This window comes from Paraburkholderia sp. MM5482-R2 (genome assembly GCF_050436125.1).
Lineage (GTDB): Bacteria > Pseudomonadota > Gammaproteobacteria > Burkholderiales > Burkholderiaceae > Paraburkholderia > Paraburkholderia tuberum.
Genome location: NZ_JBNDLP010000002.1, coordinates 2,875,019 through 2,888,841, shown reverse-complemented (window position 1 = coordinate 2,888,841; position 13,823 = coordinate 2,875,019). Strand labels below are relative to the sequence as shown.

The following is a 13,823-nucleotide window of genomic DNA, read 5'->3' as shown; positions in this document are numbered from 1 at the left end:
TCATGGCTGGACCACTGCAAGGCCTGAAGGTCGTTGATCTTTCCCGCGTGTTGGCGGGTCCGCTGTGTGCTCGCACGCTGGCGGATCTGGGTGCGGAGGTGATCAAGGTCGAACCGCCGCGGCCGGATGTCTCTCGCTTTGCCTTCCCCAATACGGATGGCATGTCCGGCTACTACGCGCAGCAGAACGTCGGCAAGCGCAATGTCAGCATTGATCTGAATGTCGCGGGCGCGCGGGAATTGGTCCTGAAGCTCTGCAAGGATGCGGACATCTTTGTCGAGAACTTCCGTGCGGGCACACTCAAGTTCTTCGGACTTGACTACGAGGAACTTTCAAAGATCAACCCGAGGCTGATCTATGTGTCGATCTCGGGCTATGGCCAAGGGGGGCCTTGGGCTTCGCGCATGGCCTACGCACCCACGGTTCAGGCGGAGGTCGGGTTCACTCACAACACGCTGCGTCATTACGGTGACGCGCTTTCCAAGCTGAGGTCGGATCCGCTGTCGCATGCCGACGTCTATGCCGGCCTGCAGGCCGCGGTTGCGGTGCTGGCTGCGGTGCACCGGCGCCAGAGCACCGGCCGCGGCCAGTACATCGACGTTGCTATGGCCGCCGTCATCATGGCGATCAACGAGCGCGCGCACGTGGACATTGCCGGCATCGATACGGGCGCGGAACCGGCCATCATTGGTGCCGCGGACGGCTCGTTCTTCGTTGGCCCTCACGGCAAGCGCATCCTCACCCCCGCAAGCCTGGTGGGCAGCCTGACCTTCCCCTCGTATCTGCACGCCATGCGGCGCCCTGATCTGGCAGACGATCCCCGTTTCGCTACGGCTGCACTTCGGGCTCAGAACATCGATGCCCTTCATGCGATCGTCCAGACGTGGATGCTGACGTTTCGCGACATGGCAGCACTCGACGCTCAACTCGACGAGTCCAAGATCGCGATTGGGGAGATACGCACCACGCAAGAAGCGGCGCAGACCGAATGGGCCGAGTACTGGGGCGCCGTGCTGGAAGTGCCTGACAGGTTCGGCGGCACCTATCAGCTGCACGGGCGCCCGTGGCGATTCTCCGAAGACACGTTGGATGCCCCGTCCGCCCCTGCATTCCGGGGCGAGCACAACGCCGAGGTGTTCGCTGAACTGGGCATGAGCGCATCGGAGATTGGCGCCTTGATTGGGGCGCAAGCACTGGTCGAACACCCGCGCCAAAGCCCGCCCTTGGTTAGTTCGGCGTCGGATGCGACGCCGGCAGCCGAAGCGGCTGCTGGCTCAGTCACTGCATAGCGTGCAATAGGTGTCATCATGAGCGAAGCGATCGACCATACTCACGACCCGCGTGCACGCAGTTGGGTGCAAAGCGCCAATTCACCGGATACAGAATTTCCGATCCAGAATTTGCCGCTCGGCATCTTCGAGCACGGCCAGTCCCCGGAGGGCAGGATCGGAGTAGCGATCGGGGATAAAGTCCTCGACATCGCCGCTGCCTTGGACAAAGGTTTGCTGCCTGAGTTGGCGGAGTTCACAGCCGAGTTGCATATGTCCGCGCTCAATGCGCTGATGACGCACGGCCGCCGCGCAACCCGTGCACTGCGCCACGCCGTGTTTGCACTGTTGCAGGACGGCAGTGAGCATGAGGCTCCGGCCTCGATGTGCTTGCTGTCCGTGCGCGAGGTGCGAATGCAGGTGCCGGCGCACATCGGCGACTTCACGGATTTTTTCACTTCGATCCACCATGCGCGTCGCACCGGCGAGCTGTCGCGACCCGATATGCCGGTGGCGGCGAACTTCAAGCACATGCCCATCGGCTATCACGGGCGTGCGTCCAGCGTGGTCCAAAGCGGGGTCCCGTGCATACGGCCCAGAGGGCAGGCGGCGCCTTCTTCCGGCGAGGCGCTTGCGGCGCAGGAATATATGCCCACGCAGTTACTCGACTTCGAGCTTGAGGTCGGTTGCCTGATCGGGAAGGGCAACGCGCTGGGATCGACAATTCCGATCGATGAAGCCGAGGACCACATGTTCGGGCTCTGTCTGGTCAATGACTGGTCGGCGCGCGATATCCAGGGCTGGGAAAGCTACCCCTTAGGGCCGTTCCTCGCCAAGAGTTTCATGACCACTGTCTCGCCGTGGTTGGTCACGCTGGAGGCGCTGGCACCGTTCCGGGTGGCCGCCCCCACTCGGGCCACGGAGGATCCTCCTCCGCCACCGGCCCTCACGTCGGCGAAGCATGCGGCAGGAGGAGCCATCTCCATCTCGCTTGAGGTTCTTCTGCAGACAGCCGTCATGCGGGAACACGGGCTGGAACCCGTGGTCCTGGCCCGCCCGCAGTTCAGCGAGCAGTACTGGACGCTTACGCAGATGCTCACGCACCACGCCAGCAATGGATGCAACTTGCGTACGGGGGATTTGCTTTCCAGCGGAACCGTCTCCGGTGTGGAACGTGAGAACAGCGGATGCATGGTGGAACTCACTACGTTAGGCAAGGAACCCGTGCTCTTGCCTTCAGGAGAAACGCGCCCCTTCCTGGAAGACGGCGACGTCGTATGGCTGCGCGGCGTCTGCTGCCGGGACGGCTATCAGTCCATCGGATTCGGCGAATGCACGGCTCAGATCAAGGGGGGAGCGAGATGACGCGGCAACAAGTCACCATCACGGTCAACGGAGCCTCGGTGAGCGCGGTCATCGAACCGCGGGAGCTGCTCGTGCATTTCCTGCGAGACCACGCAGGCATGACGGGAACCCACATCGGGTGCGACACGTCGCAATGCGGCGCCTGCACCGTTCGGATGGACGGGAAGACGGTCAAGTCATGCACGGTCCTGGCGGTGCAGGCGCAGACGCACGGCGTAACGACCATTGAAGGTCTGGGCACGCCGAAGAACATGACGCCGCTACAGCAGGCATTCACGGAAGTGCATGGGCTGCAATGCGGCTTCTGCACGCCGGGCATGATCTTCGCCGCGCAGGCGCTGCTGGATCGGGTCGCAAACCCGACCGAAGCGCAAGTGCGCGAAGCTTTGCACGGCAATCTGTGTCGCTGCACCGGGTATAAGAACATCGTGGATGCGGTCCTGCTAGCCGCAAGCCGTGCGAATCAGGCGGCCGGCGACGCCGGCAAACCGAAGGGGAACGCGTAATGAGCATGCTCGATCACGCAGCGTCTTCGCGCCTCGTTGGGCAATCCATCACTCGGCGCGAAGACCCGCGCTTGCTAACTGGCCGCGGTCGGTTCACCGATGACATCGCGATCAAGGGGCTGACCTGCGCCATGGTATTGCGCTCGCCCCATGGTCACGCATTGATCAACTCGATCGACACGTCCGCGGCATTGGCCATGGAAGGGGTGGTGGGCATCCTGACCTATGAGGACCTGCGTAGCAAGGTCGGGGACATCCGTCCGAACTGGGTCGTGGGCGGCGCCAAGGTGCCCCCGCATCCGCCACTGGCCGATGGACGTGTGCGTTATGTCGGCGAAGCGGTCGCGCTCGTGGTGGCCCATACGCGCCAGCAAGCGGCCGATGCACTCGAAGCCGTCATTGTCGACTACGACGTACTGTCGGCGGTTGTCGACGAGGAGACTGCCCTCCAGGAAGGCGCGCCGCAATTGCACGACAACGTGCCCGGCAACCTCATCGGAGTCTACCGGGGCGGCGGCGGCGACTACGAAGCAGCAGCGGAGCGGGCCGACCACCTGATCAAGGTGCGACTGGTCAACAACCGGCTGATTCCGAGTCCCATCGAGCCTCGTGCGGTGCGCGCGGTATTTGACGCGAACGACGACAGGCTCACCATCTACCTGCCGTCACAGGTTCCGCACATGTCCAGGCGCTGGCTGGCCGAAACCCTAGGCTGGCCCGAACACAAGATTCATCTTATTGCACCCGACATTGGCGGCGGGTTCGGGTCAAAGATGCACTTGTACGCCGAGGAGATACTCGTCGCGTTCGCTGCTAGGCACTTCGGGCGGCCCGTGGGCTGGACGGAGACACGTAGCGAGGCGCACACAGCCACCACGCACGGTCGCGCTCACACAGAGTATGTGGAAGCAGCGGTCAGAAAAGATGGCCGTGTGCTCGGCATCAAGATGCGCTCACTGGCCAACTTGGGCGCCTATCTGTCCAACATGGCGACCGGCATCCCGACCATCAATACGGTTTCATTCGCCTGCGGCAACTATGACATCCCCGCGCTCGATGGAGAGATGCGGCTTGTGACGACCAACACTACGCCGGTGGACGCCTACCGAGGCGCCGGTCGGCCGGAAGCCGCGTATCTGATCGAAAGAACGATGGACGCAGTCGCTGCCGAGTTGGGCATGGATCCGGTCGAGCTGCGCCGGATCAACCTAATCCGAAAGCACCAGTTTCCCTACCACCCGTATGAGACCCCGGTCTTCACCTGGGACACCGGCAATTACGAGGGCTGCCTCGAGGCTGCTGTGGAGGCAATCGGCTACAGCGAATGGCGCGAGCGGCAGGCGGCGTTGCGGGCGCAGGGGCGCTATGTCGGCATCGCCGTGACTTGCTACTTGGAAATGGTGGGCTTGGGCAATTCGATTCCGCTCAAGTGGGTCGGATTTGACCGCGGCGGATGGGAAAGCGCGCTGTTGCGCGTCCACTCCGATGGGAAGGTGACGCTCTTCACGGGCTCAATGCCCCAAGGACACGGGCACGCCACCGCCTACTCACAAATCGTCGGCGATGCGATGCAGTTGCCCATGGACCACATCGACGTCGTTTATGGCGACACGGACAGGGTCCCGGCCGGGCATGGCACGTTCAATTCGAGGTCCATGCCGGTTGGCGGTGCAGCCGCGCACCTGGCGGCCAAGAAGGTGGTGACCAAGGCGACCGCAATCGCGGCCGCGATGCTGGAAGCGACGCCCGAAGAGATGGGTCACGCCTCGGGAACGTTCTTCGTGAGCGGACAACCTGAGCGGCGAGTCAGCTTCGGCGACGTCGCACGGATGGCATACGTGAGCTCCGAACTGCCGTTCGGCATGGAGCCCGGCCTGGAAGAAACGGTGTTCTTCCAGCCGGAAGATGGCGTTACAACGTTCGGTAGTCATGCCGCCGTGGTCGAGGTCGACATCGAAACAGGCTTGGTGAGCATTCTGGACTACGTCGCAGTCGACGACGTCGGCAATGTTATCAATCCCATGCTTTGCGATGGGCAAGTGCACGGCGGAGTCGCACAGGGAATTGGCCAGGCCTTGTACGAAGGCGCCGAATACGACGAGAGCGGGCAACTCCTCACGGGTTCGCTGCTGGATTACGCGGTGCCGAATAGCGAACAAATTCCACGCGTGCGTACGAGCTTCCAGGTGACGCCTACTCCCATGAATCCGCTTGGCGCCAAGGGCATCGGTGAAGCCGGCTGTGTCGGAGCGCCGCCGGTCATCGTTGGGGCCGTTTGTGATGCGCTTAGCAGTTTTGGCATCACCCATATCGACATGCCGTTGACGCCGCCCAAAGTATGGCGCGCTATCCGTGCCGCACAAGTCGACAAAAGGAGCTCAGCATGATTCCGCGTGCATTCGAGTATGTACGGCCCGACAGCTTGTCAGAGGCAATTCGTCTGCTCGTCGACGGCGGCGAGGAGGCGAAGTTGCTGAGCGGAGGCCATTCGCTGCTGCCGATGATGAAGCTGCGCTTGGCGAGTCCAAGCAAGCTGATCGACGTGAGCGAACTAACCGACCTTCGGGGCATCACCATCGACGCGAACGAGGTCGTCATTGGCGCTGCGACCACGCATGCCGAGCTTGAGCACCACGTCGAGCTGAATGGAGTGTTGCCGATGTTTGCGACTGTCGGCCACCAGATCGCAGACCCGACGGTGCGCAATCGCGGCACCCTGGGTGGCGCGTTAGCGCACGCGGATCCTTCGGCGGATTGGCCGGCTGCGATGCTCGCCCTCGACGCGAAGCTCGACGTCATGGGAGCGAAGGGCACGCGTTCGATTGCCGCAGATTCGTTCTTTAAGGGGCTCTTCGAGACAGCGCTGGAGTCCGACGAGATCATCGTGCGCGTACGTGTCCCGGTGGTGCCGGACCGGCGTGTGGCCTATCGCAAGTTCCGCCATCCGGCCTCGGGCTACGCCGTCGTCGGCGTGGCCGTTGTCCTCGCTCTTCAGGCCAGTCAATGCACCGGTGGACGAATCGCAGTGACTGGCTTCGCCGATCACGCGTACCGTGCGAAGCACGCCGAAGAGATGCTGGCAGGATACGCCGGCCAACCGGCGCAGACGGAGCAGTTGCTGGATCTGGCGTTCTCTGAGGTCACCCCGTTGGAAGACCGCTTCGTCGATGCCGACTACCGCATCCAACTCGGCCGAACGATGCTTCGGCGCGCGCTGGCTGATGCGATGTCGACGGACGGTTGTCATTGATTCGCGTTAGAGACGCAACATGAGTCAACTAGCTGGTGATTTGCTCGAATTGTTGCGCCTTGGCGCGAATAAACCGGGCGCGCTTATCGAACACTTGTTGCGCGAACTTGCGTTGAATCTCATATCACCGGGCTGCGCTGCCGTGCCGGCCGCTAGATGCCGAGCCTGGCCTCGCAATGCATTTTTAGGAAGTGATATCCGTGTCGAAGTCGCGTGCCCGACCGAACGGAAATATGCCGGAGAGACTGAATGGAACTCGTTGGAAAAAGACTGATTCCCGCGCCGATTGCCACTACTTGGGAGGCCTTGAACGACCCCGAGGCGCTCAAGTCGTGCATCGCAGGATGCGAGTCGCTGGAACAAGTACAGCCGGGCACGCTAATGGCCGTACTGGCAGCGCGGGTCGGGCCGGTCGCCGCACGCTTCAAGGGAACGGTGACATTGAGCAATGTCCAGGCGCCGCGCAGCTATATGTTGTCCTTCGAGGGGCAGGGTGGGGTCGCCGGCTTTGGCAAAGGGTCGGCGGACGTGTCGCTGACGGAACTGGGGAATCAGACGTTGCTGAGTTACACGTCTCGAGTTCAGGTGGGAGGTCGCTTGGCTCAGGTCGGCTCCCGCTTGATCAATGCGGCCGCGTCGAAGATCACGGAGGATTTCTTCTCGGCGTTTGAAGCCCGATTGAGTCCGGCAACGGCCGAATCGGCCACTGGAGAGGTCGTTATCCTCAGCGAGACCAACGTGCCGACGATTTCACGCCATGTCGCTACTGCTGCACCGAAGCACACCGGGAGCCTGCCGTCGGTGGCCGAGGCGCGATCGCAGCCGGAACTGGACGAAGCGATAGCGAATGTGCCAAACATGCTCCCCGAGACCGCGGCGCCTCTAGCGAAACCGCGGAATGTGGATGCTGGTACTCCGATCAAGCTTATCGGAGAAAGACTGATTCGGGCGCCAATATTTGCAACCTTCAACGCACTCGCCAATCACGAGGTGCTCAAGTCGTGCGTTCCCGGAATCGAGTCGTTAGATCCGGTGCGGTTGGATATGCTTAGGCAAGTCCTGGCGCCGATGGGGCGGTTCGGTGTGCGCTTCAAGAGCACGCTTCGAGTGCATAACGTCGACATGCCGACGAGCTACATGGTGTCGTTCGTCGGGGACCAGGGGACAACAGGGTTGGCCAAGATCACGTTGATCGAAGAGGGCAGGCACACGCGTGTGTGCTACGACCTGCAGGCCCAGGTTCGCGGTTACGTTGGCAAGGGTGGATCGCGGCTGATCGAGTTCATCGGCTTGACGATCGGCAACCAATTTTTTTCAGCTTTCGAGGCTCGGTTGCGCGCGTCGATTGCCGGGGTGGCAGCGGACGCGGACCGCGGCAAGCGCGGACCGTGGGCAAAGCGAGCGTTGTGGGCTCTGTTGGGAGTGAGCGCGACCGCGGCCGTGGCTGGCTCCGCTCTGTGGACACATTGCTCATGGGCGCCGACGATCTTGCACGCTTTGCGCGCTTGTGCCGATTAGCTCGTGGAAAAGCATGCGGTCTTGCCGGTCACCGTAGTTGCGTACCTCAGGTTCGTCCCTCGTCCTGCCGGGTGCAATGAGGATGTTGCAAGACGACGGCGGGGTGGTCCGGCGCAGTGTCGGGCGGTTGCATCGAGGACGACTTGATTCCCACCGTGCAATTACGCGGCTTCGATGCGCTGGTTCCACACGGCTTGCCGCCTTTGTCGCCTTAGGTGTGACAACTCAGCATACAAGTTCGGGCTGCACTGCGGCAGGGCCCGCTGGAACGATTCGGGCATAGCGACGTCATTGGGGGGCTGCTGAGCCGCGAGAGGCGACGACCTTGCCGGCATTACCGCAGGTTGCGCCATTCGTCGTAACGCAAGTAAAGACCCATGTGGAGCAACTCAAGAAGGCAGTTGCCGAACCATGGTTTTAAAAACCACCTTGTTGCGCGTTCGGCAATTGTATAAATGACGGAGACGGAGACAAATGAAACAAAGCCAAACTATCACTGCCCTGGCCATGGGGTTATCCATTGCTTTCGCATGCGAGGGCGCTCGAGCTGACGAATCGGCAAACGCGCAAGTCGACGAACCTGCAAACACTGTAAAGATGGGATATGTCGGTGTCATCTTCAACACCAAGTCCGGCAACATGTCGGGTCCGCCGGGCACCACCCCTCCCGGTCTTCAGGTGGACCTGAAGAATACAAGCATACTGGGCTTGAGCTATCAGCGGAGGCTGTCCGACCACTGGTCTGTCCTGCTCCAAATGGGAAGTCCTGTGAGCATACGCAGCGAAGGAGCGGGCAATGCAGCCGCCCTAGGGGAGCTCGTAACAGCCAAGGCCTGGTTCCCGGCCGTTATGGTTGATTACACCTTCACGGACTTCCATGGCATTCGGCCTTACGTGGGGCTTGGTGTGAACTACACTTTCTTCACGGATCAAAAAGCCAATGCCGCCTACACGAACGCGTTCCAAGGGACGCAGACTTCGGTCAAGACGAAAAATTCATGGGGGCCTGTCGCGCGACTAGGGGTCGAGTATCTGTTCACCAAGCATTGGCTCGTCGATTTTTCCTATTTGCACTACTGGACGAGAACGACACTCACCCTCACCACTGCGACACCCGGATTCGGCAACATCACCCGGACCATCGGCGTCAAAGCCAACCCCGATCTCTTGGGTTTGGTGATCGGTTACCGGTTCTGACGATGCGTCTCCATTCACTCAAGTGGGGCCGCTGGATAACTGAAATAATTCAAGCGGAGTAATCATCACCATGAGCAAGAACATCGTCATCTGTTCCCCCGTTCGCACAGCCATTGGTGCTTTTGGTGGATCACTGAAGAGCACACCCGCAGCAATGCTGGGCGCGCACGTCATTGCCGCGACACTGCGCCGCTCGAAGCTCGATCCGGAGCGTGTCGACTCGGTTGTGATGGGCAACGTGGTGCAGGCCGGCAACGGTATGAACGTCGCTCGGCAGGCGGCAATTCACGGCGGATTGCCGGTGAGTGTCCCAGCGATGACGGTCAACCGGGTTTGCGGTTCCGGTGCGCAGGCCGTGGCCAGTGCGTATGCGGAGATCGCGAGCGGACTCTCGCGCCTCCTGATTGCTGGCGGGACGGAAAACATGGAGCGCGCGCCGTACCTGTTGCCCGGCATGCGTTTCGGGACTCGCATGGGCAATGCGGAAGCTATCGATTCCATGTTGTTCGATGGATTGAACGACGCCTTCTCGGGCAAACCTTCGGGCTGGCATACCGAGGATCTCGCGATGAAGTTTGGGATCACTCGCGACGCTCAGGATTTGTTCGCTGTGGAAAGCCAGCGCCGTTTCGCCAAGGCGCAGGCGGCCGGTTGGTACGAAGCAGAGATTGAACCTCTGACCGTGAGAGGACCGAAGGGAGTTGCGATCCACTTTTGCGCGGATGAATCGAATCGGCCGGATACCACGATGGAGACCCTTGCGAAGCTGAAGCCTGCCTTCCGCCCCGAAGGAACGATTACCGCGGGCAATGCTCCGGGCGTCAATGCCGGTGCTGCCGCGATGATCGTTTGTGATGAGGTCATGGCTCGCGACAACGATATGCAGCCCATGCTCGCGATTCGCGGTGTGGGTGTCGCCGCGGTCGAACCCGCGTTCTTCGGGCTGGGGCCGCTTCCTGCCATCCGTCTGGCACTCGACCGAGCAGGGTGGACGGTCGAAGACGTGGATCGCTACGAGGTCAATGAAGCCTTTGCCGCCATCGCAATCGCCGTGCGAGACGAGCTGAAGATCGATCCGTTGAAATTCAACATCGATGGCGGCGCGATTGCCCATGGACACCCAATCGGCGGCACCGGTGCCATTCTGATCACGAAGGTCGCGCATGCGCTCGAGCGCACCAAGACACGTAAAGCAGTGGTCTCGCTGTGCATTGGTGGCGGGCAGGGGATCGCCTTGTGCCTGGAGCGGATCTGATGCCAGGTCCAAGTAGTGGATAGGGATTTCGACGACAGCGAGCGCGCTACTCGCCATCATGGAAGTAGGACAACTCATGGATGCGGAAGACTTGCAAGTTTTGCGTGACTGCGGTTTGTGGATGTCTCAAAGGCATGCGGTGTTGCTTGTTACCGTGGTCAGGACGTGGGGATCTTCTCCGCGTCCGCCTGGCGCCATGATGGCCATTCGTGACGATGGCCGCGTAACGGGTTCGGTGTCGGGGGGCTGTATCGAGGATGACTTGATCACCCATGTGCGCGAACGAAGCATCAACGGACTTACGCCGCAGAGTCTGCCTACGATCGTCTCTTATGGCATCAGTGCTGACGAGGCACATCGCTTTGGGTTGCCTTGCGGCGGGACACTTCAACTGGTTCTCGAGCCTCTCTCTCGTATCAGTCGCATCGACGAATTGGTGGACAGGCTTAACTCGCGGCGCCTGACATGTCGAGCCTTGAATCTGAAGACGGGTACGGTCGAGTTGTCCGATACGGATCGTGGGGCTCAACTCGAACTCTGGGAGGACCTGCTCCGAACGGTCCTCGGTCCCCGCTATCGCCTCCTGGTCATTGGCGGCGGTCAGCTTTCGCGTTACCTCTGCTCAACAGCCATCGGGTTGGGCTTTGAGGTCACCGTTTGCGATCCCCGCACGGATTACCTGGATGACCATGAGTTTGGGCCCGTTTCGATCACACGGGAAATGCCGGATGACGCGGTACAGGCGTTTCAACCGGATGCTCAAACGGCGATTGTGGCGCTGACGCACGATCCCAAGCTCGATGATCTCGCGCTCATGGACGCCCTGAAGACGCCCGCCTTCTACGTGGGGGCACTCGGCTCGCGATTAAATAACACCAATCGGCGAGCGCGGATGAAGGAACATTTCGAAATGACCGATGAGGAGTTGCAGCGACTCGATGGGCCCGCGGGGATCTACATCGGCAGTCGAACTCCATCCGAAATCGCGCTGTCGATTCTCGCCGCGATCGTGGCGGCCAAGAATGGTGTGAAGCTGCCTGAGCAGGCGATGGTGTCCTCAGCCAAGGATGCCGCATCGATGGCAACGCCGGGTGCCGTTTGCGGCGTCTAGCGGGGCGTGGTTGACACGCCAAACTCCGCTTCAGGTCACTACCTTCGCGATGGCGGCGCGACTGTCAGGCCCGGCTGAGCCAGGATCAGTGCGGCCAATCCATGTTCGGCCGAGCATGCGGCATACGACGAGATTTAGATCTTTTTTAGTGCAGCCCTTCGTCCTGCCACGTTGCCGGGTCGTAGAGCGCACCTTCGGAAGGATGACTTGCCGGCGCCGCCTCGCGCGAGACTATGAAGAGCGCCTCGAATGCTCCGAGGCCATGGTCCACGTCGCCCTCGGAAGCCTCCTCCTCAGGCGCACTGTTTACCAGCAGGTGTTCTAAAAAGGGACTCTTAAGGCTTGAGTACCGCCAGTACATCGTCGAGCGAACGGTCGGGGGCGGCCATATCGGGACCATCGAACGTCTGCCATAGATAGCGCGCCGTCCCGTTTTCCCGCAGCGGGTGCAAGTCGGCCAAGTCTGGATCGTCACGGAACCTGTTGAATGCCTCTTCGGACTCCCATTCGACGAGAAACAGAACCTGCCGTGGCGCGAGATCGCCAACGACGTTGTTTCGGAAACGGGCAAGCGCCACCATTCGGCCGCCATATCGCGGGGCCGCTTCAGGCAAGCGGCGGAAATACGCAAGGTATTTCTCCACGTCGGTCACGTCGAACATATTCAGCGCGTAGAACTTTTTCTTCTGCGAACTTTCGCTCATTGCCAATACTCCTTTCGATGAACAGAATTACGGTGGGTTGGCGACGGCGCGCTGGGCGGCACGCGCCGCCAGCGCGAACTCGGATCTAATATATGCAAATGAGACGGAGCGGATACAAGTCGGCATCTTTTCTCTGCAGACGCATGCAATTCATGTGCATATGAGACTAATAGTATGCGAAAGAGTGGGGTCACGCAACTCTATTGAGCCGACTATGGAGAAGAATTGCGATTGCGTCATGGCGGCACCGACACCGCCGTGGTCGGTCGCCTTGTTGCCGAATAGCTTGTCAACAAGGTCTTCAGGACGCCGTTGGAGCAGGAGACCATCGATGCCTTGTTCACCGGCTCGTGGAGCGACTCGACAACAGAAACGACATTTGCGTTCGCGAGAACTCGTCTGGCAAGATGGTCGGCCGTCTTTGTAGGGAACCGGCGAATCGAAGTCGAAGTAGCCGCTTCGGTGTTGCATAGCGCGGCGATTGCGTGGCGCTATGCGGGCGACGATCGAAGCGTTGGGCGCGCATTAATGTTTCGGCTCGATGCCGAGTTACGGGCCTACCTGCACCGCGATGCGATCGATTTCCGAGTCGGTATCAACAGCCTCGTAATGCTGGTGGTCCGATCGATGCAGTTCGATCCGTTCGCGCACGAGCGATATTCGCGTTCCGCTCGCATCGCAAGCGCAATCGGGTCGCGTTGCTGCTGTACGACCGCGATGAGTAATTGCAGCGACTCGATGGGCCTCCGGGGATCTACATCGGCAGTCGAACTCCATCCGAAATCGCTGTCGATACTCGCCGCGATCGTGGCCGCCAAGAATGGCGTGAAAATGCCTGACCAGGCGATGGCGTTCTCAGTCAAGGAAGCCGCGTCGATGGCCGCGGCTTACTGTTTGCGGCGTCTAGCGCGGCCTAGCTAACACGCAAAACGCTCGCCTTCAGGTCGCGACCTTCGCGATCGCAGCGCGAAGGTCAGGCCCCGCTGAGATTCCGCTCAGCATGGTCGATATCGAGAAGTTGATCATCTGCTGCACGTCGACTGCGTGCCCGGGAAAGGGCACGCGCTGAGCCAGGATCAGTGCGGCCAGACCGTGCTCTACCGACCATGCGGCGTGCAGGACGAGATCGAGATCTTTTTTAGCCCAACCCTTGGTCCGCGCAAAGTCGCACACGGTAGACGCGAATAGCTCGAACGATGCCACTGAGGCAGCCGCGAGATCCTCATATGCCATGGCCGGGAGGCGCGTGCCCACCATAAGATCGAAGAGTCCCCTTTCGCGTTCGGCGAAGCGCACGTAGCACTGCATCATGCGGAAGACCTTGATCATCGGGTCGACCGTCGATGCGGCGATCTCGCTGCGCAGTGCCGCCAGTTCGTTGAATCCCTCGGCCGCGATCGCCGCGAGCAAGTGTTCCTTGCTCTCGAAGTGATATGAAGGCGCCGCGATGGAGACGCCTACTGAGCGCGCGACATGCCGCAGGCTCAGCTCGTGCGCTCCCAGCTCCTCGAGCAGGCGCCGGCCTTCTGATATCAGCGCGTTCCGCAGGTCGCCGTGGTGATACGGAGTCGGTGCGGACTTGACAGCCCGAGTGCGTGATCTTGTCATTGAATGATACGAACGAATGGTTTTGTTGGAGCCTGTTACAC

Annotated in this window: 12 protein-coding genes and 1 pseudogene; 11 read left to right on the top strand and 2 right to left on the bottom strand. The window is 61.0% G+C overall.

What is annotated here, in order from left to right; translation table 11 throughout:
- The first annotated feature begins 2 nt into the window (after positions 1-2).
- From OKW37_RS16150 to OKW37_RS16100, 11 genes and pseudogenes are all read left to right on the top strand, one after another.
- A complete protein-coding gene (locus OKW37_RS16150) occupies positions 3-1,289 on the top strand; it encodes a CaiB/BaiF CoA transferase family protein (RefSeq protein WP_429509873.1) in 1,287 nt (428 codons plus the stop codon).
- Between the two features lie 18 nt (positions 1,290-1,307).
- A complete protein-coding gene (gene fahA / locus OKW37_RS16145) occupies positions 1,308-2,633 on the top strand; it encodes a fumarylacetoacetase (RefSeq protein ID WP_429405318.1) in 1,326 nt (441 codons plus the stop codon).
- The gene (locus OKW37_RS16140; RefSeq protein WP_429405320.1) at positions 2,630-3,139 is read left to right on the top strand and encodes a (2Fe-2S)-binding protein; all 510 of its coding nucleotides are present in this window, start codon (positions 2,630-2,632) and stop codon (positions 3,137-3,139) included. The genes fahA and OKW37_RS16140 overlap by 4 nt, the downstream gene beginning before the upstream one ends.
- Positions 3,139-5,526: a xanthine dehydrogenase family protein molybdopterin-binding subunit gene (locus tag OKW37_RS16135; protein ID WP_429405322.1), complete on the top strand. Its 2,388-nt coding sequence runs from the start codon at positions 3,139-3,141 to the stop codon at positions 5,524-5,526. The genes OKW37_RS16140 and OKW37_RS16135 overlap by 1 nt, the downstream gene beginning before the upstream one ends.
- The gene (locus OKW37_RS16130) at positions 5,523-6,389 is read left to right on the top strand and encodes an FAD binding domain-containing protein (RefSeq protein WP_429405324.1); all 867 of its coding nucleotides are present in this window, start codon (positions 5,523-5,525) and stop codon (positions 6,387-6,389) included. Before OKW37_RS16135 ends, OKW37_RS16130 begins: the two co-directional genes overlap by 4 nt.
- Positions 6,390-6,408: 19 nt before the next feature.
- The gene (locus tag OKW37_RS16125) at positions 6,409-6,663 is read left to right on the top strand and encodes a hypothetical protein (RefSeq protein ID WP_429405326.1); all 255 of its coding nucleotides are present in this window, start codon (positions 6,409-6,411) and stop codon (positions 6,661-6,663) included.
- Positions 6,639-7,907, top strand: coding sequence for a CoxG family protein (locus OKW37_RS16120; RefSeq protein ID WP_429405328.1), 1,269 nt, complete (start codon positions 6,639-6,641; stop codon positions 7,905-7,907). The genes OKW37_RS16125 and OKW37_RS16120 overlap by 25 nt, the downstream gene beginning before the upstream one ends.
- Before the next feature lie 474 nt (positions 7,908-8,381).
- Positions 8,382-9,104: an OmpW/AlkL family protein gene (locus tag OKW37_RS16115; protein ID WP_429405330.1), complete on the top strand. Its 723-nt coding sequence runs from the start codon at positions 8,382-8,384 to the stop codon at positions 9,102-9,104.
- 70 nt (positions 9,105-9,174) lie between these two features.
- Positions 9,175-10,359: a thiolase family protein gene (locus tag OKW37_RS16110; protein WP_429405332.1), complete on the top strand. Its 1,185-nt coding sequence runs from the start codon at positions 9,175-9,177 to the stop codon at positions 10,357-10,359.
- A 76-nt stretch (positions 10,360-10,435) separates the two neighbouring features.
- Positions 10,436-11,470, top strand: a complete 1,035-nt coding sequence (locus OKW37_RS16105) for an XdhC family protein (RefSeq protein WP_429405334.1) — start codon at positions 10,436-10,438, stop codon at positions 11,468-11,470.
- Between the two features lie 160 nt (positions 11,471-11,630).
- Positions 11,631-11,795, top strand: a pseudogene (locus tag OKW37_RS16100) (IS5/IS1182 family transposase); the annotation flags it as partial.
- A 10-nt stretch (positions 11,796-11,805) separates the two neighbouring features.
- On the opposite strand, the gene OKW37_RS16095 reads toward OKW37_RS16100, so the two are convergent.
- Both OKW37_RS16095 and OKW37_RS16090 read right to left on the bottom strand, forming a co-directional pair.
- The gene (locus OKW37_RS16095) at positions 11,806-12,174 is read right to left on the bottom strand and encodes a DUF1330 domain-containing protein (protein ID WP_429405336.1); all 369 of its coding nucleotides are present in this window, start codon (positions 12,172-12,174) and stop codon (positions 11,806-11,808) included.
- A 939-nt stretch (positions 12,175-13,113) separates the two neighbouring features.
- Entirely contained in the window at positions 13,114-13,782 is a 669-nt protein-coding gene (locus OKW37_RS16090; RefSeq protein ID WP_429405338.1) for a TetR/AcrR family transcriptional regulator, read from the bottom strand.
- Positions 13,783-13,823 lie beyond the last annotated feature (41 nt).